Raw genomic sequence first — 25,155 nt, forward strand, 5'->3', positions numbered from 1 at the left:
AAACCAATCCACAATGAAGGGCAATTCGTGCCGCCATAGGTACGAGTGCGGAACGCTACCACGCTCGCTTTTGCGCACGCACGGCGCGCCCTCGCTAAGCGCTTTTCTGCTCTATCTGGTGGCCGCGGACCAACTCTTCCAACCCTCGTAGCCCGACGGGTGGACGCGCCTGCCACGGCAACAAAGCGGCCCGCTTCGAATCGTGCTCCATAACGCGCGCGATGAATGGCATTTCGTAGCGCCCTCGCTCGGCGAGGGCCGGATCGTGGGTTCCGCTTGCGAGCAGACTCTGGTCAATGACCCAGGCGTATGGCTCAATCTGTGCCCGACGCAGGTCGGCTTGCAGTCGTTCTGCTTCATGAACTGGCGTCGCCTCTGCGAGCGTCACGATAAGCACGTGCGTGAACTGCGGGTCTCTAAGCCGCGGCAGAAGCTGACGAACCGCTTCGGGCATATCGCCTTGCGTACGCATGACTTCGCGATGATAGGCCTCTGCTGAATCCATGAGCAGAATGGTGTGTCCGGTTGGGGCGGTGTCGAGTATCACGAAAGCGTTCCGGGCCTCGTCCACCGTCCGCGCGAATGCGCGAAAAACCGCTATCTCCTCGGTGCACGGCGACCGCAGGTCCTCCTCAAGCATCGCCTTACCTTGCGCATCGAGTTGAGTCCCAGCCTTGGCGAGAACCTCAGCGCGATAGCGGCTAACCTCCAGTTCCGGGTCGATGCGACTGACACTCAGGCCTGGAAGGGATTCCTGGAGCGTCCATGCTACGTGCGCGGCCGGGTCTGTGGTGGAAAGCAGAACTGCATGGCCGCGCTGCGCCAGTTCAAGCGCTATCGCCGCAGCCACGGTCGTCTTGCCGACGCCGCCCTTGCCCATCGTCATGACAAGGCCATGCCCCGCCTTCTCGAGTTCGTCAATGAGCGGCAGAAGGCCGCCAGGCAATTCCACGCCAGGACGGACATCGACGCTGGGCGTGGCAATCCGCGCCGGGTGCAAATACGCGTCTAACGCGGCCAGTCCAACCAGTCCCTTGGGAATAAAACCCGTTTCGCTTCGCGGAAGTACGGCGAGACCCGGTGGCATTGCCTTTACGGCTGCAGCCTGCTGTTCTTCCATCGCACAAGCAATGTCATCGTCAGTAGAGACCGCCTTGAATACACCGTTGACCGCGAGCACCAGGTTTCGAACCCCCAGGTCGGCCAGTTCGACACGGGTTCGCTCCGCCTCACGGAATGCGGACGCCTCCGGCCTCGCCACGAGGACCACGGTGGTGCGGTCGTGATCGGTCAATTGGGCAACGGCGGCGGCGTATAGTTGCCTGTTTTGCTCGAGGCCTGCCAACGGGCCCAAGCACGAATTGCCGGTTGTGTTAGTCGACAGGAAGTTACTCCAGGCCGACGGCAGCGTGAGCAAACGCAAGGTGTGCCCTGTCGGGGCAGTGTCGAAGATGACGTGGTCATACGCCTTCGCGGTGATACTACCGCCCAGCAGTTCGGCAAACGCATCGAATGCCGCTATCTCGACCGTGCAGCCACCAGAAAACTGCTCCTCCATGCTGCGAATTGCCGCGTCGGGCAACACCTCTCGATAGGGAGCAACCATTCGCTCGCGGTAGGCAGCCGCAGCGAGCTCGGGGTCGATATTCAACGCATGGAGGTTGGGGAACCCGTTGACCGGGGTCGGCTGCCCACAGAGTTGAGTCTCGAGCACCTCGTCGAGATTCGAAGCCGGGTCGGTGCTGACAAGCAGCACGGCCTTACCCTTTTCAGCCAGTTGCAGCGCCGTTGCGCAGGCGAGCGACGTTTTGCCGACGCCGCCCTTGCCGGTGAAAAAGAGATGGCGAGTTGTAACGGCAGGAAGTGTCATATCGGTGCGCCGGTTAACATTCGCCGGGCTTGCAAGCGCAAGCTCCAGCCTTGATGTGTGGCTTTTCGGCGGCGGGAATCTTGAGCCCCAGTTTCTGAATCAGTTGAGTTCGTGACGGATACACACCGGCGGAGATAATCCGGCCATCCACCGTGGCAATGGGCAGACGGTCCATACCCGCATGCAGCTCCCGTATCACCTCAGGATTTGCCGCAAAGGCTGCCGCATCGTGTCCGAGGCCGTGCCGAACGACTTCGACACCGTGCTCAGCCAGCCACTGAAGGTCGGCGCTGAACTGAACCAGCGCCGGGTCCACGTCCACGCCGCAGACGCCGGTCGCGCAGCACATAGCCGGCTCGAACACATCAAGTTTGCTCATCATTGCTCCCACGAATCCTGCCTGTCGGCCAGACCGCGGCCGCCTCCACTTCGTCATGCTCGTCCCTCCGAAGGAGGCGTCATTGACCTCGGTCAAGTCACAGACGATGGAGCGGCATTTTTCACACATGGAGAATCCGACCATTTGCGAATCGACTCCAGCTGCCTCATTGACGAGCGTCAAGGGAAGGTCGGCCCTGACATATACCCTTGTAATGCACGATGACAACACATGCCCTGTCGTCACGTGGCACATCTACAAGGGTGAGATATGAAGAAGCTCTTTGTTGCGATGGCCGCCGGTATCGCGTTGACATCCCCGGTCCTGCAAGCTGCATCCAAAGACACAGACGCACCGCACAGCACTTCAAAAACGCAGCCTCCGGGTGCTGTGGAGTTCGATAAGAATCTCGCCCAGCTCCAGGAGCAAATGAAGACAATGCAGGCGCAGATGGACCAGATTCGCAAAACTCAAGACCCTCAGGAACGCCAGAAGCTGCTAGAACAGCACTGGGCCACAATGCAAAGTGCGATGACAATCATGCACGGAATGTGGGGCCCGGGGATGATGGGTCATGGAATGGGCCCGGGAATGATGGGGGGCGCCGGGCCCGGAATGATGGGAGGCTGGGCGCATATGGGCGGCTACTACTCCCGCCTGACGCCCGAGCAACTGCGGCAGCGTCAATACATGACTGACCAATACCTGCAGATGCAGCAGGAGATGATGAACAACATGATGTTGCAGCAGCAATACCGGGGCGGGCCACCGCCCGCCAGTACAAAGTAGACATGGCTGAACAATGGGTTACGGCCGACCTCCCAGCCATAAGAGCCCGCCAACTACAGGAGCGGACATGAGCGGTATCTCCAGCTACAAAGACCTGACAGGCGCGGTATCGGTTCAGATGCGAGCGATGCGCGCATCGCAGCCTGACTTGATGACCGCATTCGGCCAACTCGCTGCGGCCGGGACAAAAGACGGGGCACTGAACCGAAAGACGCGGGAGCTGGTCGCGTTAGGGATTGCGATTGCCTGTCGTTGTGACGACTGCATCGGCTTTCACGTCCAGACGCTGGTGAAGCTGGGCACGACAAGGGCCGAGCTGGAAGACGTGCTCGGCACTGCGGTCTATATGGGAGGCGGCCCATCAATGATGTATGCCACCCATGCGTTGAGAGCCTTTGAGGAGCTTTCGCCCTGACTATCAACGTAGCCGGATTTCTGCCGGTTTCCGTTGCGCAATTCAGTTCCCCGACAAAGCGTCGTAACGTGGGACTTACTGCGGCGCCATGTCCGCATGATGATGCATATGCCCATCCATCGCATCAGCACCGTGGTCCGACAGTTGCGCGTCGAACCATGCGTGAAGTGACGACACCAGATTCGGCTCATTGCTGCGATAGGTGAGCTCGCCTCCACCTCTAATGTCCTTGTACGCAATCGATATCTGGCCAGGCTTTGCCGCCCTGAGTTGCGCCAACCCGGGCATGTCAGCTCCGTGGGTCCGGGCGGGCGCCGAAAAGTCACCACGCTGAAACTGCGTCTGGATTTCACGAAGATGCTTGCGAATCAGCCGAATTTGGCGGCTATCAGACTGGTTTTTCGCGATTACCTGCTGGCTCCCCCCATCGTCCGATTTGGTGAAGATGTGAGTTGTGGCCTTGAGGCTGAACGGCATGACCTCCGCACCTCGCTGCGCGACCTCGGCCTGACGTTCAGCGTCCGCCGCGAACGATTCAACCGCCGCGCCCAGGCCTGCCATCACGATAAGCGCAGTAAATAATGTGCCCGGCTTCATTGAATGAGACTCCTGCGTAGTAGACAGTGATAGCCGATTACACCCAATCCCCTCTCGTGCCGGCCACAATCATGTCAAGAACAAAGAGCAGCATGGGTACTGCCACGATAGCGTCGCCAGCATCCGTCAGCGCCAGAATCAGGCCGACAACAGCTCCCGGTAGCATACTGACTGCAGCCATGCGGTCCATTCCTCTGCCCCTATAAGCGCGGGAATTGCGCGAACGGCTCACCAATCCGTGCGCAGCGTGTCAGCCCTGCTGCCGACTCAATTTCGCGCGTTCGAAGAATTCGAACACAGCCATGCCACCGAGCATTGCGGCCACAAAACCCCATGCTTTCGGAAAGCCAGCGCCCAGTGCGACCAGCGCGGGTCCCGGGCAAAATCCCGCGAGCCCCCAGCCGATGCCGAATACCGCACTTCCCAGCACAAGTCTCAACGTCACGTTGGTACTGGCCGGAATCTGCATGGGCAGCCCCAGCAGGGATTTCCTGCGGCCTTTTGCAAACAGGAATGCGATAGAGCCGATGGCTATCGCGCCGGCCATCACGAATGCGAGAGAGGGATCCCATCGTCCCGCGATATCGAGAAATCCCAGCACCTTCGCCGGATTAGCCATGCCCGACACCATCAGGCCGACTCCAAACAGAAGGCCGGAAATTAAAGCAGCGAGCAAACCCATTTCAACCTCCAGGCAGATGCCTTGTCACGAACACGGTCATAAAACCGCTTGCCATGAATGTTGCCGTCGCGACCAGCGAACGGATAGAGCCGCGCGAGATGCCGCAGACACCATGGCCGCTCGTGCAACCGCTCGCGTAACGCGTGCCTATGCCGACGAGAAAACCCGCAATGAGTATTTCGGTCCACCCGGCCTGGATATCAGGCGCTACCGGGTTTCCAAGCAGGCTTGCCAGCGCCGGTGCTCCAATCAACCCGGCAAGAAAAGCGACCCGCCACCCGGCATCTTTGTGTGGCGTGCCAAGCAGCCCACCGAGGATGCCGCTGATGCCAGCTATACGTCCGTTGAATAAAACAAGCACGGCAGCCGCGGCGCCGATCACCAGGCCGCCAGTCAATGACAAGCCCGGCGTAAAACTCGCGATATCAATCGACATGACCTCTCCTCACCTTCATTGGGCGCAAAACTGGTCGTACAGCACGGTCATGACCGCAATCGCTTCCTTGCTCGCGATGGAATAAAAGATGCTCTTTCCCTCCCGCCGCGTCTCAACGAGCTCGTTATCCCGAAGCACCCCAAGTTGTTGTGAGAGTGTGGGCTGACGTATGCCTAACTGCTCTTCCAGGTCACTCACGCACAACTCGCCTTGGGACAACTGGCACATCAACAGCAACCTGTCGGGATTGGCCAGCACCTTCAGGAGACCACACGCTTTCTCCGCCGATGCCTGCATTACCGACAGATCGATTGGGGCGGACTTCTTCCGCATCTCACCGTCCTATAATTTGCACATTGATAATATATCAAACTATATATTATTTGTGAGAAGAATGATCGCTATCTCAGGATGGTCGGGATGCAGCGCACAGTTCGACCAACTGTTTCGTGAAGACGGAGAGTTCTTCATCGGAATGTGAACGGCAACCATGTCGCTGATCACCTCGCCGCTTTCCTCAGTCGCGTCAACGGGTCGTAGATTTTTGCTTTGGCATGACACGGGCAGGCAGGTCGACGCTCCTGATGGCCTCGCCAAGTCGTGCGCCATTCATCGCAGGCGCCACCTGGTCGATCATGCCCCCGCGCCGCCCATGTCGACCGCGCTGACGCCGTCAGGCCTTTATGTTGATGAGGGTGCCTACCGTCTGACCGCTGGAGTTGACACTCGGCGCGGCGCCCGATGGTGCTGCAACCGCCGGGCTAGCCTTCCGGCCACCGTCATCAGCGTCGCCGTCGAGGTCGGGTCCGACTTCACCAGCTTCACCACCCTTGGGCGCCTTTTGCGGCGTCGGATATTGCGCGCTGATCTGAGGATTCGCGATGGAGGAAATTGTCATGGTTCACCTGAGGACGAATGTGAGCACGACCATTCGTGCTCGATGCAGATAACGGCGCCATGATTTGTTACTTGATATCTATCGAAAGAAATATTCGGGAATCGAAAAGTCAATCGGATAATAGCCCGGCGCGATCCATTCTTCATTTTTCGGGTGCTTAAGTTTTCCTTCAGGTCGATATGCTAGATTCAGCGCAATTCGATTCATCTCGATGAAACCGGTATCTAAATTTTCGCGGTCCGACTGGCGGCGCTACTCGTGGCGCATGCCCCTGAAAAGCTATTCGTGACATCCTTGTTTCGGCTGTCGGCAGTCGCCCTGATAGTGGGCGCGCTCCTGGTGATCAAGCGTATGGCGCGAAGAGCGTTTCGTGTTGGCCTTGTGCGTAATGACGTGACCCTCACAGGCACGTCCTCACATCGAGCATTGATTTCGCTGACATGCCCGCAACGGCCGCTAGTCATTCTTCACATTAAGCTCGCTGGCGTGGCGAGAGATACCTTTCGTCCATAGGTAATCGGAGTTTTCGTTCGAAGCGGCCCGGCTTGTTGCGGGGAGGGAGATCTCCGTTCAACCACCATCAATCGTCAACGGCGCTGAATCCATCTGCGTAGCGGCATTCTGAATGACTGTTCCGGAAATGTTTTACGTGTCGATCGATGAGCCGCGGACAAAATGCTTTCTCTGAATTAAATGCGTGTACAGATTGCATCGGACCTCCATCTGGACGTCCTCGAAAAAAACAGAGGCTTCAATGACTTACCGCTTCAAGTCGCAACCGACGCGGATGTTCTTGTCCTTGCTGGCGATGTTCATTGTGGCACGCACGCTGTCGACTACTTTGAGCACTGGCCGGTGCCGGTTGTCTATGTTTCGGGGAATCATGAAGCATTTGGATTACCTTATGCTTCGGTCGTAGAGGCGCTTCGAGTCAGGTCGGCTGGCACACAGGTCAGATATCTTGAGCGTCAATCTGTCGTTATCGGCGGCGTACGGTTTCTCGGAGCCTGCCTGTGGACCGACTACGAGCTCTACAGCACGCGTGATTCGAGTATGGATTACGCACGCGCCCACATGTCGGACCATTCGGCGATCTGGCTTACTGATACCGAACGCTTCAGCCCGGAACACGCTTTTATCGAACACAAAGGCGCGGTCGACTGGCTGACGCGCCAATTGAGCATCCCGTTTCCAGGAAAGACAGTCGTGGTGACTCATCACGGCGTGTCACCCGATTCGATTCACCCGCGCTTTCTGGATCACCCAATCAATCCTGGCTTTCTCAGCGATCTACGCAACCTGCTTGGCCAGGCGAATTTATGGATTCACGGCCACGTGCACGATTCGTTCGATTACCACCACGGTGCGTCGCGGGTCGTTGCGAATCCGCGTGGATATCCGGCCAACCTCGGCAACGCCAGGTCATACAGTGACCTTACGTGGGAAAATCCGGCGTTTTGCTCGACCAAGGTGGTGGAATTATGATTCACCGCGACTGCGGCAGCGGCGCCGGCTTGGCAGCAACCGCCTTCGCTTATCGATATGACGACGGTACAGGGCATCTGATCATGGAACCGACTGAGTCCCGACTTGCCAACCGCCTTTAAAGGCAGCACTTTCTCGCCATCTGGAGTGGTTCGAAGGCGGTTGATGTCACGTCCAAAGGATGACCCTTCAAGGTGACGCGCTTCGCACTATTTTCGCGAGCGTTCAGTCGCGCATCTGCGCGCAGCCACCCGCAAATCAATCGTCATCGTCGCCGCGGTGATGGTGCTCCCATCCGCGGTGGCGGCCGTGGTCATGCCACCTGCGTTCGTCGCCGTAGCCCCCTTCATAGCGGTATCCATAGCCATAGACCGGTGCCGGGGCGTAGACCACTGGCGGCGGTGCTTCATAGACCACTGGCGGCGGAGCCTCATAGACGACCGGGGGAGGTGCGGCATAGACGGGACCCGGCACACCGAGAAACACGCCGATATCCGCATGTGCGAGAGCCGCGCTGGATGCGCACGCGGCGCAGAGTCCCGCCGCCAGAAAAAGGGTAACGCGTTTCATGGAGATCTCCTGTATCGCCGGCTTCTGGCGAATACCAGGCAATGGCGAACAACGCGGATTTTAGAGAGGCGCGCGGACGCAGGTGCGTCCGAAGTGTCAGTTCTGTAACCGGCAGTAACCCGCTGCGAAAACTGCCGGTTACAACCATGATTACGACACGCTTAGCGAGTCTCCGGAAACATGGACGCGCTCACCCACCTGGACCGAAGGCTGCGTCGAGTAATTGAAATTCCGGTAGCTGCCGTCCTGCATTCTCACCTGCACCTGGTAGTTCGTCGCCTTGCGCACCGCATGCTCGATGCCGTTGCCCGCCAATCCGCCGCCAACCGCTCCTGCAATCGTTGCCAGCACGCGACCGCGCCCTCCTCCAACCTGGTTTCCCAACAGACCGCCGGCGACAGCTCCGCCCACGGCTCCAAGACCCGTCGTTGATTCGGGTTCCTGAACTGTGTTAATGGCCACAACTTCGCCGGCATTCGGGTCGACGGCGACCGGCCTCGGTGCGGGCTGTACCGAGTTTTGATAGGCATCGTTGTTCCCATATCTCGGAGCCTGCTCGGGCGCCGCGCTACGATGATGATGGACGCCTGGTTGCGCTGGCGTCTGCTCATGCGTGACGCGCTGCTCCGCGACCGGTTGCGGCGACGTCGCCGGGGCGCTGGCAATTTGCGCGGCCACAGGTGCTGCCGCCGTCGAAGGCGCGGTCGTTGCCCGTGACGTTGGCAGAATGCCGGTCATCGCAGCGATTCCTGTGGCACTGGCCAGGATGACGGCCACAGCCGCACCGGCAACGAGAGGGTGAATACGACTGCGTTGCGGCGGATTGGAAGTCAGGTTGGTGTTCATAGTGCGCTCCGTTGACGTATGTCAGCAAGAACGCGGGAGCCGGCAAATTGGTGGACGTAGCGCCGGCAAGATTTGTAAGCACTTGTAGCATTTCCCGTCGACTGGTCGGCTCGAGGTTTCATCGAAAAACCGACGCTGTAGCGACCAGCGCCTCAGGCTATGGCACCAAACTTGACTACCATTGTTCAGGCAGCCGCTTGTGCAGGTTGTACTTCAACCGTGACATGCGAGAGGCCCTTGAAACGCTTGAGGACCGCGTGATAGAAGCGCGAATCGCGATGCGATTCACTGGTCGCAACGGACACCACAGCGCTCATATGGCCGGGGCCGAGTCGCCACACGTGCAGGTCGATGACCTTGTCACCCGAGTCTTCGATCACCTGGCGGACGTTGTCCGCCATCCGTCGGTCGGGGTTGATGTCGAGCAGAATCGCGCCTGTGTCACGCATCAGTCCGTAGGACCAGTTCGCAATCATCAGTCCGTAGGACCAGTTCGCAATCACCAGTGCTCCAATGACACCGGCGAGCGGGTCCATCCAAAGCCATCCGAATGCGCGCGCCAGCAAAAGGCCGACAATGGCCAGCACCGAGACCGCCGCATCTGCTATCACGTGGATGTAGGCAGACCGCATGTTGTGGTCCCGAATGGCCGCATGATCCACCTCGTCGTGATGCACATGTTCTTCGAATTCGACCTCGTACTCGCCGCCCGCCATCCGCACCACAGCTTTAAATGCGTGCGGCTCCGGAATGTGGTCTTTCGACTCCAGATACCCACCCCGCTCTACTAAATCAAACACCTGTCGCGATCCGTCAGGTCGTACGGTTGTAATGGCTCCCCCGGCCGCTTCGAGCCGCGAACCCGCAGTGGCAGGCGCAACCCGAAAGACTGGAGGCACGCCGTCTTCGAAGATAGACACGTCAAACACGCCGGACGCGGTGAAGACCTTCTGTGCGTCGTCTTCGTGCGCATGGTCGTCGTGGCCATGCTCATTACCGTGCCCGTGCCCGTGGCTGTGAGCATGGCCATGACCGTGATGGTCGCCGCCAAGAAGCCAGACACTCGCGAGGTTGACCAGCAGGCCGACGACCGCGATAGGAATAGCCTCACCGAAATGGATGGGTACCGGCGAAAGGAAGCGTGACACTGCCTCGTAGCCAATCAGCAAGGCAATCATTGCCAGCACGATGGCACTAGTAAATCCCGCCAGATCGCCCAACTTGCCGGTACCGAATACGAAGCGGGAATCCGTGGCATGTTTGCGCGCGTACGTATAAGCCAGTGCGGCAATCAGCATCGCACCCGCGTGCGTCGACATGTGGAGGCCATCGGCGACGAGCGCAAGCGACCCGAACAAACTGCCACCGACGATTTCCACGACCATCATGGCCGAGCACAGCGCAATCACAGCCCAGGTCCTGCGTTCGTTCTGCTCATGGGCTGAACCCAGAAAGATGTGGTCATGCCCCGCACCGAACGCGGCATCGTTGAAATCACTCATTTTTGACTCTACTTGAAATAGCTGTGAACAACTTCGATGAGCTGTTCGGTCGCGCTGACATCAGGCTCATCCGCGCTTTCCGCATCGACGAGATGATTGCGGATATGGTCCTCCAGTACGACGGCAAGCAGGCCATTCATCGCTCCGCGACAACTCGTAATTCGCTGCAGAACATCGGAGCAGCCATGCTCTTCCTCGAGTGCCCGCTCAATGGCTTCAACCTGCCCCTTGATACGGCGAACCCGGTTGAGAAGTTTCTGTTTTTCATGGACCGTATGACTCATTGCGGCTCCCCAGACACCCCTTCAGGGCGAAAAATAGACTTGAGTTTAACATAGGGGGTGGGGGTATCCGTCGGTTTCGTCAAACCAGCCTTGCGAATTTCGCCTGATACCACCTTGCTCGTATTCGAAGGCCGATTTCTGTGACCTCGCAACCTTTGCCCACAACTGTGGTCCGAGTGAAGCACGTCCCGCTGACAATTCAGCTGCTCAACATTGGAGGTTGTGATGAAAATCCTGATGGTTTTGACGTCCCACGATCAACTTGGTAACACAGGAAAGAAGACCGGATTCTGGCTCGAAGAATTTGCCTCACCCTTTTATGTATTCAAGGACGCGGGAGCAGAAATTACGTTAGCTTCGGTCAAGGGAGGCCAACCGCCTCTTGATCCAAAAAGTGACGAACCAGACGCGCAAACCGAGTCAACGAAACGCTTTCGCGCTGACAAGGAAGCGCAGGCACTGCTCGCTCATACCCATCCGCTGTCGGAGGTTGATGAAGCGGAATACGACGCGGTCTTTTATCCCGGCGGCCACGGCCCGCTGTGGGATCTTGCCGAGGACTCGAAATCGATATCGTTGATTGAAGCATTTCAAACAGCTGGAAAACCGGTTGCGTTTGTCTGCCATGCGCCTGGCGTCCTTCGGCACGTGAAGGGCACCGACGGAAAGCCGCTCGTGAACGGGAAAAAGGTCACCGGCTTTTCCAATTCAGAGGAGGCTGCAGTCGGGCTTGTCGACGTGGTTCCGTTTCTTGTCGAGTCGGAACTGCAAAAGCTTGGCGCGCATTACAGCAAAGGACCGGATTGGGCGAGCCACGTGGTGGTCGACGGACAGTTGGTGACGGGGCAGAACCCTGGCTCATCGGAGGCGAGCGCAAAGGCAGTCATAAAGATGCTGGGCTGAAATGCGGCGCAGTAGTCGACACCCGAGCAGTGCGGTGTCGACTCTGTGGTCTCGCAGGAGGGCGGGTGACTTTCCTCGCGGATTCGGCCAGTTAAACCGCTGCGCGTGTGCGGCACAACAGGCCTCATCAACGCGAAGACCCAGCCCTTGCGTTCAGGCTTCGCTTCATGCGGCCTTAAGCCATTGCAGAACCCGCCCCCAGTCCTGCGGCGTCATGGCGCCGAACCAGTCGTCGTGATCGGCGTTGGGCAACAGCATGAGCCGGGCATGATCGTGCTCGCTCGCGAAACGTCGTGCATGCGCGACCGGAATCAACTCGTCTCGTTGCGCCCCGATGATGACCAGCGGCCCCTCGTAACGCGATACGGCGGCGATCGAATCAAAGCGGTCGTGCAGCAGCCACCGCACCGGGAAAGCCGGATACTTTTCAGCGGCCACATTCGCAAGCGAGTCCCACGGCGTAATAAGCACGACGCCCGCGATCGCCGACTCGTTGCCCTTGACAACTTGCGATGCCATGCCCGCGCCGAGCGACTCGCCCACTAGATAGACTGGACCGCGCCATTGCGAGAGCACGGATGCCAAAGCTTCACGGGAAGCAACCGTCGCCGCTTGCATGGTGCGCTCACCTCCCCGCTTGCCGTGCCCTGGATACTCGGCAATGACGACCCGATACCCGGCGCGTACGAATACATTAGCGAGCGGCAGCTTGGTCTCCGCCGACTCCTCGTTGCCGTGATAGACGATGAACGTACCGCGCGGTACGTGCTCCGTCGGCCTGACGACGTAGCCCGCGTACGCGCCTTGCGCTTTCCACGCGTCAATGTGGTTACCCGCGTTCACGACCGTGCGAAGATCCGCCGCGTCCGGCGTGGATGGAAGCAGCATGCGGTCCTGCATCAGATACAGCGCCAGCGCCGCACCCAGATAGGCGGCGACAGCGAACCATAGGGCATAGGTAAGCACGCGCATGCTTTGTCTCGTGCGAAGCGGCTTTACTAGTTTCGGGGCCGATATAAGGACAAACGCCGGATCGATGCGCTAATTCCCATTGGTCAGTTTGCTGCCATTGCATTCGGGAAAACACGGCCCAGTCCGAACTTTGCCTGATATCGCCGGATATGTCACAAAAGTGTCTGGCACAATCACTGTTTCATGGGTCAATGTCACCTCGCCGTATATAACAAAATGAAAGTCAAAAACTCTCGCCGCTGGGCGCCGCGAGGCCGCAGACGGTGGATTATTGCAGCTACGGCACTTTTTACCGCCGCTGCCATCCGATCGGTACTGCACCCGCTGCTTGGTCCGATCATGCCGGGCACCGCCTTTCTCATCGCCGCCGTGCTCGTGGAATACTATTGTGGTCTCGCGCCCGCATTCAGCGTGATGCTGGCGGGACTCTGTCTCGCGGATTACCTGTTTGTCCCGCCGTATGGACGCCTGGACGTCATCGACGCGTCGGATATCCGCCTGCTGGTGTCGTATCCGCTGATCACGATTGTTGTGATCACGCTGGTCGAGCGTTTGAAACGCGCGCAGTATCGCGCCGAACTTCTGGCGTCTGTCGCGCAGTCGCGCTATGAAATGCTGCTGCGCGGCGATAACGAACGCCTGCTGGCGCGTCGTGCCACGGATGAAATGCATCGCATGCTGCATCACATCGCCCAGCACAACCGCTCACTCATTCTCATCAAGGCAGTCGATCCGGCAACGAGCGCGCCGCCTAGCAGTTTTGTTGCGGCAGCGGCGACTTCCACGGCCGACGGCGTCATCGACGACGAATCGTTTCGTACGGGCATCGCCTACGGCACCAGGCATTCGGAAGTGCATCAGGATGATCTCGCGCGTGTGAACGACCGCCTGATGCCGGGCCATCACCGCATGCGTTTTCTATCGAGTGGACACGGTTGGCGCGCGGTCGAATGTATGTGCGAACGCTTCATTACGCCGTCCGGCGAGTTTCTGATCCTTCGGGCGGAAGACTGACCATGAACATCTCTGCATTTCCCACCGCTCAGGGCAACGATCACGCTGTCCTGCTTTTACACGGACTGTCGAGTTCTCCCGCGGAATTGCGCTTCCTTGCGCGTGCGCTCGCCGAAGAAGGCTTCGTGACTCACACGCCGGAGCTTCATGGCTACAGTGCCGGAGCGGGACATGCGCCGATGGAACAGTGGATCAGCGCAGCCGTCGCCGAATTCGACGCGCTTGCCGCGCGATACCGGCACGTTTCGGTATGCGGACTTTCCATGGGCGCGACGCTGGCCGCCGCCGTCACTCAACAGCGCCCGACCGCGCGCGCGTTGCTGCTGTTGTCGATCACACTCAGTTACGACGGCTGGGCGATTCCCTGGTATCGATTTCTACTCGACTACGTCTACTACACGCCTTTGCGCTCGCGCTATCGCTATCGCGAGCACGAACCCTACGGTCTGCGCAACGAGGCGTTGCGCTCGAAAATTGCGCGCGTGATGCAAAGAGGTGAAATCAGCGAAGTGGGACCCGCATCCATTGCGATGCCCGCGCTTCACGAAGCGAGCCGGCTTGCGAACTGGGTACGCGAGAAGCTGAAGAGCATCAGCACCGACTGCCTCATCATTCATGCGATCGACGACGAGACGTCCAGTCCACACAATGCGCAGTATGTCGTGGCGAACGTCGGCGCGTCGTTTCTTCGCACCATCTGGCTCGACGACTCGTACCATATGATCACCTCTGACAACGAGCGCGAGGTAGTCGCGCGGGAATGCGCGCTATTCATGCGCGAAAGCGCCGCAACGTCGGCGTCCTGCAACAATCCGACGCCTGTCGTATCACGGGCGCTCGCTCGACGCCTGAGACAGTTGGCCGCAGTGGCGAGGAAAGCATGAAGCTCCATATCGCATCTTTCCGACGCCGCTGCCTGGCGCTCGCAGCGGTAAGCGCGTGTTGTACGACGGGTATCGCGCACGCCGATGAACCGCAGGCGGACAGCGACTGGAAAATCTCGGTCGGGCCGGGCATGTACGTGTTCCCGAAGTTCCCCGGCTCCTCACAGTTGCAAGTGCTTCCCTTCCCCGTGCAGGACATTTCATGGAAGGACCGCTTTTTCTCGCAGGGTCCGGATGTGCTCGGCGTCAACGTGATGCACGCGGAGAACTATCACCTCGGCATGTCGGTGAGTTTCGACTTCCAGTCGAGATCATCGTCCGACGATGCGCGGCTCAAAGGCTTACCCGATGTGCACTATGGACCGAAGCTGCGGATCTTCGGCGATTACACGTGGTGGGCGTTCACCGGCGCGGTGGCGGCCTACCAGGACATCGCGGGAACGGGGCAAGGTCTGACGGCGATGGCCGATCTGTTCGTATCGGCGCCAATCGGCAACTGGCTCATTTCGATGGGTCCGGGCCTCACATGGGCCAACGCGACCTATACCCAGACGATGTTCGGCGTCACGCAGCAGGAAAGCGCGGCATCGGGACTACCGCACTACGATACCGGTTCCGGTTTGCGCGATGCTCACTTCAACGTGAATGCCACGTACAAGATCAGTCCGCACTGGTCGGCGAACGTTGCGGCCGTTGTGGGACGCCTCGAGCGTTACGCCGCCGGCAGTCCGATCACCGAGCGCCGGCTCGACCTCAACGGGATGGCGTCGGTCCTTTACCGCTTCTAGCAGCGAAACTCATTCGCGCAATCTCACTGGACGGAATGAACAATGGCGCTCAAAGAAGCCGGACGGGCCGGCTGTCTGTGCATTCGGAATGAGTTGCCTTCACTACGTCCTGATGGAACTGCATGGATTTCCATGCCATCCGATAGCGCGCATGATCAGGCTGCCGGCTCCCTCCTGGTTGGCCGCTGCGGGATCAGCACGATACACGCCACCATGAAAGTAAGCAGGATGCCGGACGCATACAGCCGACTCACTTGCAGTCCGCCCTGCGCCACCGGTTTATCGAGGAAGTCCCCCAACGTCGCGCCGAGTGGCCGGGTCAGAATAAACGCTGACCAGAACAGCGCCGTGCGCGATACACGCGTCCAGAAGTAAAGTGCGGCCACGACAATCAGGCCGGCTCCAAAGAGCATTGCGCCATATTCGTATCCGATACCGAGCCCGCCGCGGTCTTCACCCGCTACCCAGTCCCCGAGCGCCGTGCCGAGCGTTTGTGAAAACAGGATCGTAATCCAGTAAAACCATTCAGCCCTGGCGGTGACGATGCTCTCGACCGAGACCGTCCCCTCCGACCGATACCATATGGCCAGACTGCCGATCAATAGCGCAACGACTAGCGTAGTGCCGCCGGGATATCCGATGCCTAGCGATCTATCGGCGAAGTCCGCCATTGTCGTACCCAACGTGGTCGTGGCGACAATCGTCGCCCAGTACAGGAAGCGATGGAAATCTCTTGCCTTGACCTGGGCTGAAACGAGGGCGACGAATAACACGAGGAAGATCGAAGAGCCAACCAGATAACCAAGATTCAGCGACATGGATACCCAATCTCCGCCGGTTTCCCCCAGCGTCGTCGCGGCCACCTTGATCGCCCAGAATCCGATCGTTACCTCGGGAACCTTGCTGACAGCCTGGCTGGCGAAGCTCGCAGTGCTTCCTTTCATGTTCATTCCTCTTTCTTTGCACTTCAATCGATCGTTGCGCCCGCAAGCGCCTGCGCCTCGCACCAGCGGCGCCGAAGACGTGGCAGACAGATTGCATCAGTCAGGTTAACACCCGCTTAACCGAGCCGTTCGCGCGTATTCAATCCGCACGGAAGCCGGATAAGCGTCACCTAAGGTTCAACACGTACTCTGATGATGCACGTCACAAGGGCCCTCGACGTGATGCTCCAGATCGGCGCGCAGGACTCGAAGCGCGAAGGTCAGGAATATTCATTCAGATTCCCAAGGAAAACGCACTATGAAACGCATCCTCTCCATCTGCATCCTTGCCATCACCGCTTCGCTGCCTGTCGCCAGCTTCGCGCAGGCGACCAATGGTCCACTCACGCGCGCCGAGGTGCGAGCGCAAACAGCCGAAGCCGAGCGAGACCACACCCTGCATCAATCCAAAATGGACTATCCGGCTTCTCAGCAATACGCGAGCCCGCGCCAAACAGCCGGTGCGACTGGTTACGGCACGCAAACGGGCGGATCGTCAGAATCTCGGACGCCGCGCTCTCATGTTGCGTCGTCTGGCGCGGATGCCGGGCTTTTCACTCACCACTAGACTGTCCATGCGTCGTCTGTCGACCGGCGCATCGCGCCGTTCCGCAGCGCTTTCGTTTGCCCAAGAATGCGCCGGCGTGCATGAGAGCTTCGATCCGCTTGCTCTCGAAAGGCAGATAATATTGACCGAACGCTTAACAATTGCTTAAGGAAACGTTAATTCCGGATGCGCGACAATGTCGGATGGTGAACAACGCAAGGAGCGCCGATGCGTCTGCTTCTGGTAGAAGACGATGAAATGATTGCGGAAACCGTGCTCGAATCGATGGGGCGCGAAGGGTATGCAATCGACTGGGCGCAAGACGGCCGGGCCGCCGAGTTGTCGCTTGGCAACGGCGTGTACGACCTTGTCCTGCTGGATCTCGGCCTGCCTAAAAAAGACGGCATCGATCTGCTCAATAGCTACCGCAAACAAGGTGGTCAGGCGCCCGTCATCATCCTGACAGCACGCGACTCCGTGAACGAGCGCATTCGCGGCCTCGACGCCGGAGCCGACGACTACCTCATCAAGCCCTTCGATCTGGATGAACTGGCAGCAAGAGCGCGGGCGTTGCTGCGACGACGAACCGGCCAGAAACAGCCGATCTATTCCCATGGTGAACTGACGCTTGACCCCGCCGCTCACGAAGTGAGGAAGAACAGCGCACCGGTAGCGCTCGTGCCGCGGGAGTTCGCGCTGCTGCAGGCGCTGATCGAAGAGCCCGCGCGCGTCTTCACCCGGTCCGAACTCGAAGACAAGCTGTATGGATGGGGCGATGAAGTGGGAAGCAACACAATCGAAGTGCACGTGCACAGCCTGCGGCGCAAGATCGGCGCAGAACAGATCGTGACGGTGCGTGGCGTTGGCTATCGATTGAAGAGGCATGAATGACGTCGATTCGCCGCTGGCTACTCGGCTGGCTGATCTGCGGCCTCGCCGCCGCCTCCGGAATTGCGGCATTCGGGATCTTTCATACGGCCCGCGAAGAAGCCAATGAACTGTTCGACTACGAACTGCGTACCGTTGCCCTGTCCTTGCCATCGAATCTCGAAACGGCGGAGACAGTCGAGCGGCAAGGCTCGGAGTTCGAAGGTATTTCGGACGACCGGATTCTGATCGAGATATGGGACAAAGGGGGCTCGCTCGTCTACCACTCCCGCTTGTCGCCGGTTCTGGCGCGACTGCCCGCGGGTATTCGCACCATCGAACGGGGCGAGGCTCACTGGCGCGTCCTGGGCTTGCAGCAGCCGGACCGCTTTATCCAGGTTGCGCAACCCGTCTCCGTACGAGAAGCGCTGGCGCTCCACCTCGCGCTCCATACCTTGTGGCCGCTCGGCCTGCTCATGCCTGTGACCATCGTACTCGTGCTGTTCGTCGTGGCGAGAGGTCTCGCGCCGATTGGCGGCTTATCGCGCTCACTGGCAACGCGCTCGCTCGATTCGCTCGAACCATTGCGTCTCGACGGCCAGGTGCCGGTCGAAATCCGGCCGCTCGTCGATGCATTGAACGACCTGCTGCAGCGTCTGAACGCCGCCTCACAGGCGCAGCGCACTTTCATTGCGGATGCCGCGCACGAACTGCGCTCGCCGCTTGCCGCGCTGAAACTGCAGTTGCAGGCAGCGTCGAACAACGGCACCTTGAAAGACGATGGCCAGACGATCGAGCGGATCGACACACGGCTCAATCGCATCATCCGCCTCGTTCAACAGCTTTTGACGCTTGCAAGGGAGGATGCGAATCCGGCAAACGAAGGCGTATCGGTCAGCTTAAGGAAAATCGGCGAGCAGGCAGTCAGCGATTTCTCCCTGCTGGCGGAACAGAAGCAGATTGATTTGGGCCTGGAGTTCCGGCATCCCGTGACGCAAGACAATCCGTGCGATGTGCTGGCTGATCCGCATGGGGTGAGCGTGCTGCTGAATAACCTGATCGACAATGCGATCCGCTACACGCCGCAAGGCGGCAGGGTCGACGTCGTACTCTGCCTCACAGGGGAGCGTCTCGGCTTCGACGTGGTGGACACCGGACCCGGCATTCCCGAGCGAGAGTTGGAGCGTGTGCTCGACCGCTTCTATCGCGGTGAGCATACCAAGGGGACGGGCAGCGGGCTCGGACTCGCCATTGCGGCCCGTATTGCGCAGCGACAGCAGTTGACGCTCAAATTGGCGAACAACGTAGATGCAGCCGGTCTCACGGTGTCAGTCCGCGGATTTATCAGACCTGACGGGTCCAACGCAGCGGCACTCTAGCCCCACCTTCGACGTACGAGGAACCCTTCGCCTGCGTTCGGCGCGACGACGATCACACAATTGCCAAACACTGTCTGATCACGACGGGATTCGAGGCGTGCAAGACGTTCAAATACTCGCGACAACGTTCCGGTCAACGTTAGCGATTCAGCTCAACTTTTCAACCCACCACTCAATTCTTAAGGAAACCTTAAGGCAATTGCTGATTGCTGTTTTTTTCCAGTCCATACCATTAGCCGCTTGCTGGTTATGGAATCGAAAGCGCCCATTCATCCTGACGACTCAATTGCCCTGCACATTCATTCCCGGATTACCAAATGTTTCGTGGCAACCTGAAAAAAGGACGGGAAATGAAGACGATGCGCATAGGGAAACGCAAGCAAATCGGCCTTGGCGTGGGCGTTGCCCTGCTCGCCGGGCTGTACTCGATGGGCGCGGCGGCGGCCGATCAGCATGAACACGAGCACGAGCACGAGTCAGTGAAGCATGTGTTGCTGATCAGCTTCGACGGTCTGCATGAACAGGACGTCGCACGCTGCATCGGTTCGAATGCATGCCCGAATCTTGCGGTGCTCGCCAGGTCTGGTACGACCTACACCAATGCGCACACACCGGGCCTGTCGGATTCGTTCCCAGGTCTCGCGGCGCTCGTCACCGGGGGCTCGCCCAAATCCGCCGGCCTCTTCTACGACGTATCCTACGACCGCACGCTCTTCGCGCCGTCCGATAGCAATTGCACCGGCAAGCAAGGCTGGAATGTCGTATTCGACGAAACGACTGGCATCGATGGCGAGAACGGCGGCGCACTGACGCATCTCGACGGTGGCGGCGCGTTCAATCCGCAGGCTATCCCGCATACGTTGGTCAATGGTGTCTGTGCGCCCGTCTATCCGCATAACTATGTGAAGACGAATACGATCTTCGAAGTAGTCAAACGCAACTTGAAAGGCGCGCGCACCGCCTGGGCAGACAAACATGCATGGGGCTACGACTGGCTGAACGGGCCGTCCGGCACGGGCGTGGACGATCTCTCGCGCACCGAGATCAACTCGATCGATCCGGCCACCAATACGAACTACACCGACGTCTACACGCACACGGAAAAGTTCGACAATTTGCATGTGCAGTCGCTGATCAATGAGATCGACGGCAAAGACTCCACAGGTCAATCCAGCGCCGATGTGCCCACACTGTTTGGCACCAACTTCCAGACTTTGAGCGTCGCACAGAAGGCGACGGTCGCGCATGGCGGCGGCTATCTGGATGCGAGCTTCACGCCGGGGCCGCAGGTCAGCAATGCGATTGCTTATCTTGACAACGCTCTGGGTCGCATCGTGACCGAACTGAAGCAGCGTAATCTCTATTCGTCGACGGCGATCATCGTTACGGCCAAGCATGGGCAGTCACCGACCGATCATTCGAAGCTGATCAAGAACGGAGACACGCTGTCGAAACTGCTTGAAACAAGCAACTATCTGGATCCGAACGGCAACTTCGGGCAGAACGCTACGAAGAGCGGCAACCTCAACGACGGAACGGGCCTGGTCGGAACGGGTTTCGTCCAGACCGATGACGTCGGACTGATCTGGTTGCGCGATCAAAGCCAACTGTCTGCCGTCGTGAAGACCCTCAAAGGCAACCTCGGTTGCAACGCTCCCGGTATTTGCGCAGACGGTCCGCAGGCATACATTCTCTACGGCCCGCAATTGACCGGCCGGTTTGGGGACCCTGCCGATGGACGCACGCCTGACATCGTCGTCCAACCGAACCCGGGTGTGATCTATACCTCGAGTACGGCAAAGGACGAAGAGCACGGCGGCAACGCTCCCGACGACAGCCATCTCGGTCTTGTGATCTATGTGCCCCACGCCCAACACACTGGACAGATGAACGGCGAACATGTACTGACCACACAAGTTGCGCCCACGATTCTGCGTTTGCTCGATCTGAAGCCAGAACTGCTGCATTCGGTTGCTGTTGAAGGAACGCGTGCGTTGCCGGAATTCGATCGCGAGCACTTCTAGGCGAATGGCCGAGCTCCGTGGCTGAAAGCACGGCACTTCAATAGTGCGATGCTTCAGGATATCCAACGGCGTTCGGTGCTCGTGCAGACGGGAGCGTCATGAGGGGCGTCGCTCCCGGTTAGCCGAGTTGGGCGCTCGACGACATGTTCGCAAACATGTTGTCGAGCGGCGCAGCGATCTATCGCTAGCCAGTGCCTGACCGCTTTACGCCTGCGCCTTCGTCCGACCTCTGCCCTCATCCGCACCCGCCCGCACATCAAACGCCCCGCCCGTCAGCACCTGATCGCGCAACGTGACCGGCTTCTTGCCGGGCAACAACGGGAACACAAGCTCCGCGAAACGGATCGACTCCTCGAGATGCGGATAGCCGGACAGCACAAAACTATCCGCGCCCGCGTCGACATACTCCTGCAACCGCGCGGCGACCGTCTTTGCATCGCCGACCAGCGCCGTGCCCGCGCCGCCGCGCACCAAACCCACACCGGCCCACAAGTTGGGGCTGATCTCCAGCCTGTCGCGGCGTCCGCCATGCAACTCCGCCATCCGGCGTTGCCCGACCGAATCCATGCGCGCGTAGTTCTCCTGCGCGCGGCGGATGTCTTCGTCGTCGAGCTTGCTGATGAGGCGCTCGGCTTCGGCCCATGCCTCTTCGTTGGTCTCACGCACGATCACATGCAGACGCACCCCGAGACGCAGCTTGCGGCCATGGGCGGCGGCACGCCGCTGCACATCGGCGAATTTTTCAGCGACGGCGGCAGGCGGCTCGCCCCACGTCAGATACGCATCCACATGCTTGGCCGCGAGTTCATGCGCGGCCGGCGACGACCCGCCGAAATACAGCGGCGGCGACGGCTGCTGCGCCGGCGGATGAAAGTTGCGCGCCTGCTCCACGTGAACGTATTTGCCCTTGAAGTCCACCGTCTTGCCGGCGAGCAGATCGCGCCAGACGGTGAGGAATTCGTCGGCGGCCGCATAGCGCTCGTCGTGGGGGAGAAACACGCCGTCGGCGGCGAGTTCGGTGGCGTCGCCGCCCGGCACCACGTTCAGCAGCAGGCGTCCGTGCAAGGCCTGGTCGAGCGTCGCGGCCTGGCGCGCGGCGGCAGTCGGGCCGCTGATCGAGGTGCGCAACGCGACCAGAAGCTTGATGCGCTGCGTCACCGGCACGAGACTGGCGGCGGTGACCCACGGATCCTGACAACTGCTGCCGGTCGGAATCAGCAAGCCGTCATAGCCCAGATTCTCGGCCGTGACCGCGATCTGACGCATATATTCGTTGGTCGGCGGCCGGCCAAAATCGGACTTGCCGAGATAGCGTGTATCGCCCGAGGTCGGCAAAAACCAGAAAATATCGAGACTCATGCGTGCTCCTGTGACAAACGTTGGGCGAGGCGGATCGTGTGCGGTTTCATACCGCCTCCGCGGCATGCTGCCGGAAGCTCGCCGCCGCGTGCCGGGCCGGCAACTGGTCGCCCTCCCCGAACAGCTTGTGGCGCAGCGCGCCGTCGGTATAGGCGGTCTTGTACAGGCCGCGATTCTGTAATTCCGGCACGACCAGATCGATAAAATCCTCGTAGCTTTCGGGCACCACCGTGCGGCTCAGGTTAAAGCCGTCGACGCCCGTTTCCTCGATCCACGCCTGCAGTTCGTCGGCAACCTGCGCGGCGCTGCCGACAATGGCCGGATAGCGGCCGCCTAGTTCGAACATCTCCAGCAACTTGCGGCGTGTCCAGCCGTGCTGTTTGGCTGTTCGCGTGGCCGATTCGATCGCGTTGCCGGGCGCGTAGTCCACTGGCGCGTCGAGATCGTATTGCGCATAGTCGATACCCGTGCTTGCCGCGAAGTGCGCGAGCCCGGCTTCGCGGCTCGCATATTGCCGATAGTCGGCATATTTCTCGCGGGCCTGCTGCTCGGTTGCGCCCGCAACCACCGCGGCGCCGACGAACACCTTCACGTCCTCCGGACGGCGGCCGGCCTGCACCAGTTGCTCGCGCAACGTGCGCACGGTTTCGCGCGCGGCCTGCCGGTTCGGCGGCGAAATGAACACGCATTCGGCGTGACGCGCGGCGAACCGCTGGCCGCGCCCGGAACTGCCGGCCTGGAACAGCACTGGCGTGCGCTGCGGCGACGGTTCCGCGAGGTGATACCCCTCCACGTTGTAGTACTTGCCCGCATGCCGCACCTGATGAACCTTCGCCGGGTCCGCATACACGCGTCCCGCCTTGTCGCGCAGCACCGCGCCCTGCTCCCAACTGCCTTCCCACAGCTTGTAGAGAATCTCCAGGTATTCGTCCGCCCGGTCGTAGCGCTCGTCGTGCGGCAGTTGCTCGCTGAGTCCCATGGCGCGCGCCGCGCTGTCGAGGTAGCCCGTGACGATATTCCAGCCAACCCGGCCTTGCGTCAGATGATCGAGCGTCGAAAACCGGCGCGCGAGAAGATAGGGCTGCTCGTAGGTGAGATTGACCGTCACGCCGAACCCAAGATGCTCGGTCACGGCGGCCATTGCCGACACCAGCAGCGTGGGATCGTTGACGGGCAACTGGATCGATTCGCGCAACGTCACGTCCACGTTGCGTTGATAAACATCGTAGACGCCGACGATGTCGGCGAGAAAGAGCCCGTCGAACAGTCCGCGCTCGAGCGTGCGCGCGAGGTTGGTCCAATACGGCAGCAGACGGTAGTCGCTCGAACGGTCGCGCGGATGCGTCCACAGGCCATGGTTGATATGACCCACGCAGTTCATGTTGAACGCGTTGAGCAGGATCTGTTTCTTCGCCATCACAAGGCTCCATGCCGCGGCGGCAGCTTGTCGTTGAGGTAGTAGTTGCCCACGGCGTGATACTTCCAGCGCACCGGGTCGTGCAACGTGTGAGTGCGCGCGTTGCGCCAGAAACGGTCGAGGCCGAGACCGTCGAGCGTCGCGGCGGTGCCGGCGAGTTCGAACAGGCGCGACCCGGCATCCAGCGACACGGTCGTGGTGAGCGCGCGCGCCTCGGCCACAGCGATCGACGCCTGCGCGACCGACTGCTCGGTGGGCTGCGCCTGCGCAGCATCGACGAAACGTCCCGCGCGGCGCAGCAACGCTTCTGCCGCGCGCAACCGCACTGAGAGGTCGCCGAACTGCGCAATGGTCAGCGGATCGTCGGCGGCCCGTTCGACCTTCGCGTCGATCCACGGTCGCGAGCGCTCCCGCACGAATTCCAACGCGGCTTCGAAGGCGCCGCGCGCCTGACCGAGATCGATTGCCGCATGAATGATCTGCGCGAGCGGCCCGATCGTCGTGGCGCGCTCGAACGACGCCTGAAACGGCACGACCCATTCGGGCTCGACGTGCACATGATCGAACTGCACCGACCCGCTGCCGGTGACACGCTGGCCGAAGCCATCCCAGTCGTCGGTTACGGTGACGCCCGGTGTGCCGCGCGGCACGAACGCCAGATAAGTGACGTCGCGGCCCTGCTCTTCGGCGACGACCAGCGTGGGGATCCAATGTGCGTAGAGCGCGCCCGTGCAATAGAACTTCCGGCCGTCGACATACCAGCCGGCCGCCTCTCGCGTGAGCCGTGTGCGTCGTTTGAAATCCTTGTGGCCGATTTCCGCGAGCGCATTGCCAAAACGCTCGCCCGCGAGCACCCGTCCGTAGAAAAAGCGCTGTTGCTCCAGGCTGCCGCCAACGCGCAGCACCTCGAGCGCATAGAAATGGTTCTGCGGGATCTGGCCGAGCGAGCCGTCGGCTGCGGCGATCGTTGCGGTGACTTCGGCGAGCGTACCGTTGCTCACACCCGCGCCGCCGAATTCGCGCGGCACGGTGATGCCCCACAGGCCGCTCGCCACGAAGGCGTCGAGTTCGGCCCACGGAAGCCGCCGTTCGCGATCGCGCAGTGCGGCTTCGCACGCGAATGCCTCGGCCAGACGGCGCGCGACGAGCCGCGCCTGCGCGTCGTCGCCGATCAGTTCGGGAGTGGGCAGCGAACGCAGTTCGCGAGGCAGCACGGCAGGCGCGGCGCTGTCGCCAACCGCGGAAGAAAGGTCAATGGTCATGTT

General features: G+C 60.2%; 28 protein-coding genes. 11 read left to right on the top strand and 17 right to left on the bottom strand.

Going from position 1 to position 25,155, the window contains the following annotated elements; translation table 11 throughout:
- Positions 1 to 94 precede the first annotated feature (94 nt).
- On the bottom strand, positions 95 to 1,870 hold the full coding sequence (arsA, locus tag P0D68_RS18695) for an arsenical pump-driving ATPase (protein WP_408298817.1): 1,776 nt from the start codon (positions 1,868 to 1,870) through the stop codon (positions 95 to 97).
- A 13-nt stretch (positions 1,871 to 1,883) separates the two neighbouring features.
- Entirely contained in the window at positions 1,884 to 2,252 is a 369-nt protein-coding gene (arsD, locus tag P0D68_RS18700) for an arsenite efflux transporter metallochaperone ArsD (RefSeq protein WP_408298819.1), read from the bottom strand.
- A gap of 267 nt (positions 2,253 to 2,519) precedes the next feature.
- Here arsD and P0D68_RS18705 point away from each other — a divergent pair, with 267 nt between their 5' ends.
- Both P0D68_RS18705 and P0D68_RS18710 read left to right on the top strand, forming a co-directional pair.
- Positions 2,520 to 3,038 (top strand): hypothetical protein, encoded by a 519-nt coding sequence (locus P0D68_RS18705; protein ID WP_091801263.1) that lies wholly within the window; start codon positions 2,520 to 2,522, stop codon positions 3,036 to 3,038.
- A 67-nt stretch (positions 3,039 to 3,105) separates the two neighbouring features.
- Complete coding sequence (locus P0D68_RS18710) at positions 3,106 to 3,453, top strand: carboxymuconolactone decarboxylase family protein (protein ID WP_408298821.1); 348 nt, start codon at positions 3,106 to 3,108, stop codon at positions 3,451 to 3,453.
- 75 nt (positions 3,454 to 3,528) lie between these two features.
- On the opposite strand, the gene P0D68_RS18715 is transcribed toward P0D68_RS18710, so the two are convergent.
- From P0D68_RS18715 to P0D68_RS18740, 6 genes are all read right to left on the bottom strand, one after another.
- Positions 3,529 to 4,050, bottom strand: a complete 522-nt coding sequence (locus tag P0D68_RS18715; protein ID WP_408298823.1) for an aspartate carbamoyltransferase — start codon at positions 4,048 to 4,050, stop codon at positions 3,529 to 3,531.
- A 37-nt stretch (positions 4,051 to 4,087) separates the two neighbouring features.
- On the bottom strand, positions 4,088 to 4,231 hold the full coding sequence (locus tag P0D68_RS18720; protein WP_286162069.1) for a hypothetical protein: 144 nt from the start codon (positions 4,229 to 4,231) through the stop codon (positions 4,088 to 4,090).
- Positions 4,232 to 4,300: 69 nt separating this feature from the next.
- The gene (locus P0D68_RS18725) at positions 4,301 to 4,732 is read right to left on the bottom strand and encodes a DUF6691 family protein (protein ID WP_408298825.1); all 432 of its coding nucleotides are present in this window, start codon (positions 4,730 to 4,732) and stop codon (positions 4,301 to 4,303) included.
- Between the two features lies 1 nt (position 4,733).
- Entirely contained in the window at positions 4,734 to 5,168 is a 435-nt protein-coding gene (locus P0D68_RS18730; RefSeq protein WP_408298827.1) for a YeeE/YedE family protein, read from the bottom strand.
- 15 nt (positions 5,169 to 5,183) lie between these two features.
- Complete coding sequence (locus tag P0D68_RS18735) at positions 5,184 to 5,501, bottom strand: ArsR/SmtB family transcription factor (protein ID WP_091801279.1); 318 nt, start codon at positions 5,499 to 5,501, stop codon at positions 5,184 to 5,186.
- Positions 5,502 to 5,841: 340 nt separating this feature from the next.
- Positions 5,842 to 6,066: a hypothetical protein gene (locus P0D68_RS18740; protein ID WP_408298829.1), complete on the bottom strand. Its 225-nt coding sequence runs from the start codon at positions 6,064 to 6,066 to the stop codon at positions 5,842 to 5,844.
- Positions 6,067 to 6,759: 693 nt separating this feature from the next.
- On the opposite strand from P0D68_RS18740, the gene P0D68_RS18745 reads away from it, so the two are divergent.
- Positions 6,760 to 7,551, top strand: a complete 792-nt coding sequence (locus P0D68_RS18745; protein WP_408185023.1) for a metallophosphoesterase — start codon at positions 6,760 to 6,762, stop codon at positions 7,549 to 7,551.
- Positions 7,552 to 7,809: 258 nt separating this feature from the next.
- Here P0D68_RS18745 and P0D68_RS18750 read toward each other — a convergent pair whose 3' ends face one another.
- From P0D68_RS18750 to P0D68_RS18765, 4 genes are all read right to left on the bottom strand, one after another.
- Positions 7,810 to 8,121, bottom strand: a complete 312-nt coding sequence (locus P0D68_RS18750) for a hypothetical protein (protein ID WP_091801288.1) — start codon at positions 8,119 to 8,121, stop codon at positions 7,810 to 7,812.
- Positions 8,122 to 8,271: 150 nt separating this feature from the next.
- The gene (locus P0D68_RS18755; protein WP_408298832.1) at positions 8,272 to 8,967 is read right to left on the bottom strand and encodes a glycine zipper 2TM domain-containing protein; all 696 of its coding nucleotides are present in this window, start codon (positions 8,965 to 8,967) and stop codon (positions 8,272 to 8,274) included.
- A 185-nt stretch (positions 8,968 to 9,152) separates the two neighbouring features.
- On the bottom strand, positions 9,153 to 10,469 hold the full coding sequence (gene dmeF, locus P0D68_RS18760) for a CDF family Co(II)/Ni(II) efflux transporter DmeF (RefSeq protein ID WP_408468738.1): 1,317 nt from the start codon (positions 10,467 to 10,469) through the stop codon (positions 9,153 to 9,155).
- Between the two features lie 8 nt (positions 10,470 to 10,477).
- The gene (locus P0D68_RS18765) at positions 10,478 to 10,753 is read right to left on the bottom strand and encodes a metal/formaldehyde-sensitive transcriptional repressor (protein WP_091801298.1); all 276 of its coding nucleotides are present in this window, start codon (positions 10,751 to 10,753) and stop codon (positions 10,478 to 10,480) included.
- Between the two features lie 225 nt (positions 10,754 to 10,978).
- On the opposite strand from P0D68_RS18765, the gene P0D68_RS18770 reads away from it, so the two are divergent.
- On the top strand, positions 10,979 to 11,656 hold the full coding sequence (locus P0D68_RS18770; RefSeq protein ID WP_408298836.1) for a type 1 glutamine amidotransferase domain-containing protein: 678 nt from the start codon (positions 10,979 to 10,981) through the stop codon (positions 11,654 to 11,656).
- Between the two features lie 165 nt (positions 11,657 to 11,821).
- Here the strand turns inward: P0D68_RS18770 and P0D68_RS18775 are convergent, their stop codons facing one another.
- The gene (locus P0D68_RS18775; protein WP_408298838.1) at positions 11,822 to 12,628 is read right to left on the bottom strand and encodes an alpha/beta hydrolase; all 807 of its coding nucleotides are present in this window, start codon (positions 12,626 to 12,628) and stop codon (positions 11,822 to 11,824) included.
- A gap of 216 nt (positions 12,629 to 12,844) precedes the next feature.
- Between P0D68_RS18775 and P0D68_RS18780 the strand changes: the two genes are divergently transcribed.
- Genes P0D68_RS18780 through P0D68_RS18790 form a run of 3 tightly spaced genes read left to right on the top strand, consistent with a single transcriptional unit; the run spans position 12,845 to position 15,314 of the window.
- Positions 12,845 to 13,642: a DUF4118 domain-containing protein gene (locus P0D68_RS18780; RefSeq protein WP_408298840.1), complete on the top strand. Its 798-nt coding sequence runs from the start codon at positions 12,845 to 12,847 to the stop codon at positions 13,640 to 13,642.
- Between the two features lie 2 nt (positions 13,643 to 13,644).
- On the top strand, positions 13,645 to 14,526 hold the full coding sequence (locus P0D68_RS18785) for an alpha/beta hydrolase (protein WP_408298842.1): 882 nt from the start codon (positions 13,645 to 13,647) through the stop codon (positions 14,524 to 14,526).
- On the top strand, positions 14,523 to 15,314 hold the full coding sequence (locus P0D68_RS18790; protein ID WP_091801308.1) for a MipA/OmpV family protein: 792 nt from the start codon (positions 14,523 to 14,525) through the stop codon (positions 15,312 to 15,314). Before P0D68_RS18785 ends, P0D68_RS18790 begins: the two co-directional genes overlap by 4 nt.
- A gap of 155 nt (positions 15,315 to 15,469) precedes the next feature.
- On the opposite strand, the gene P0D68_RS18795 is transcribed toward P0D68_RS18790, so the two are convergent.
- Positions 15,470 to 16,258 (bottom strand): COG4705 family protein, encoded by a 789-nt coding sequence (locus P0D68_RS18795; RefSeq protein WP_091808697.1) that lies wholly within the window; start codon positions 16,256 to 16,258, stop codon positions 15,470 to 15,472.
- Positions 16,259 to 16,556: 298 nt separating this feature from the next.
- Here P0D68_RS18795 and P0D68_RS18800 point away from each other — a divergent pair, with 298 nt between their 5' ends.
- From P0D68_RS18800 to P0D68_RS18815, 4 genes are all read left to right on the top strand, one after another.
- Positions 16,557 to 16,865, top strand: coding sequence for a DUF4148 domain-containing protein (locus P0D68_RS18800; RefSeq protein ID WP_091801311.1), 309 nt, complete (start codon positions 16,557 to 16,559; stop codon positions 16,863 to 16,865).
- A gap of 207 nt (positions 16,866 to 17,072) precedes the next feature.
- Complete coding sequence (locus P0D68_RS18805) at positions 17,073 to 17,735, top strand: response regulator (RefSeq protein ID WP_091801313.1); 663 nt, start codon at positions 17,073 to 17,075, stop codon at positions 17,733 to 17,735.
- Positions 17,732 to 19,090 (top strand): ATP-binding protein, encoded by a 1,359-nt coding sequence (locus tag P0D68_RS18810; RefSeq protein ID WP_408298845.1) that lies wholly within the window; start codon positions 17,732 to 17,734, stop codon positions 19,088 to 19,090. Before P0D68_RS18805 ends, P0D68_RS18810 begins: the two co-directional genes overlap by 4 nt.
- A gap of 428 nt (positions 19,091 to 19,518) precedes the next feature.
- Positions 19,519 to 21,114: an alkaline phosphatase family protein gene (locus P0D68_RS18815; RefSeq protein WP_408299012.1), complete on the top strand. Its 1,596-nt coding sequence runs from the start codon at positions 19,519 to 19,521 to the stop codon at positions 21,112 to 21,114.
- A 204-nt stretch (positions 21,115 to 21,318) separates the two neighbouring features.
- On the opposite strand, the gene ssuD is transcribed toward P0D68_RS18815, so the two are convergent.
- The 3 genes from ssuD to P0D68_RS18830 are packed head-to-tail and all read right to left on the bottom strand — an operon-like array spanning position 21,319 to position 25,152.
- Positions 21,319 to 22,473 carry an FMNH2-dependent alkanesulfonate monooxygenase gene (gene ssuD / locus P0D68_RS18820; protein WP_408298847.1) on the bottom strand — a complete coding sequence of 385 codons (1,155 nt, stop codon included), beginning with the start codon at positions 22,471 to 22,473 and terminating at the stop codon, positions 21,319 to 21,321.
- A gap of 46 nt (positions 22,474 to 22,519) precedes the next feature.
- Positions 22,520 to 23,890, bottom strand: a complete 1,371-nt coding sequence (locus P0D68_RS18825) for an LLM class flavin-dependent oxidoreductase (RefSeq protein ID WP_091801321.1) — start codon at positions 23,888 to 23,890, stop codon at positions 22,520 to 22,522.
- Complete coding sequence (locus P0D68_RS18830; RefSeq protein WP_408298850.1) at positions 23,890 to 25,152, bottom strand: SfnB family sulfur acquisition oxidoreductase; 1,263 nt, start codon at positions 25,150 to 25,152, stop codon at positions 23,890 to 23,892. The genes P0D68_RS18825 and P0D68_RS18830 overlap by 1 nt, the downstream gene beginning before the upstream one ends.
- Between the last annotated feature and the right edge of the window lie 3 nt (positions 25,153 to 25,155).

Origin of the sequence: Paraburkholderia sp. RL17-380-BIE-A, from assembly GCF_046028085.1 — a bacterium.
Lineage (GTDB): Bacteria > Pseudomonadota > Gammaproteobacteria > Burkholderiales > Burkholderiaceae > Paraburkholderia.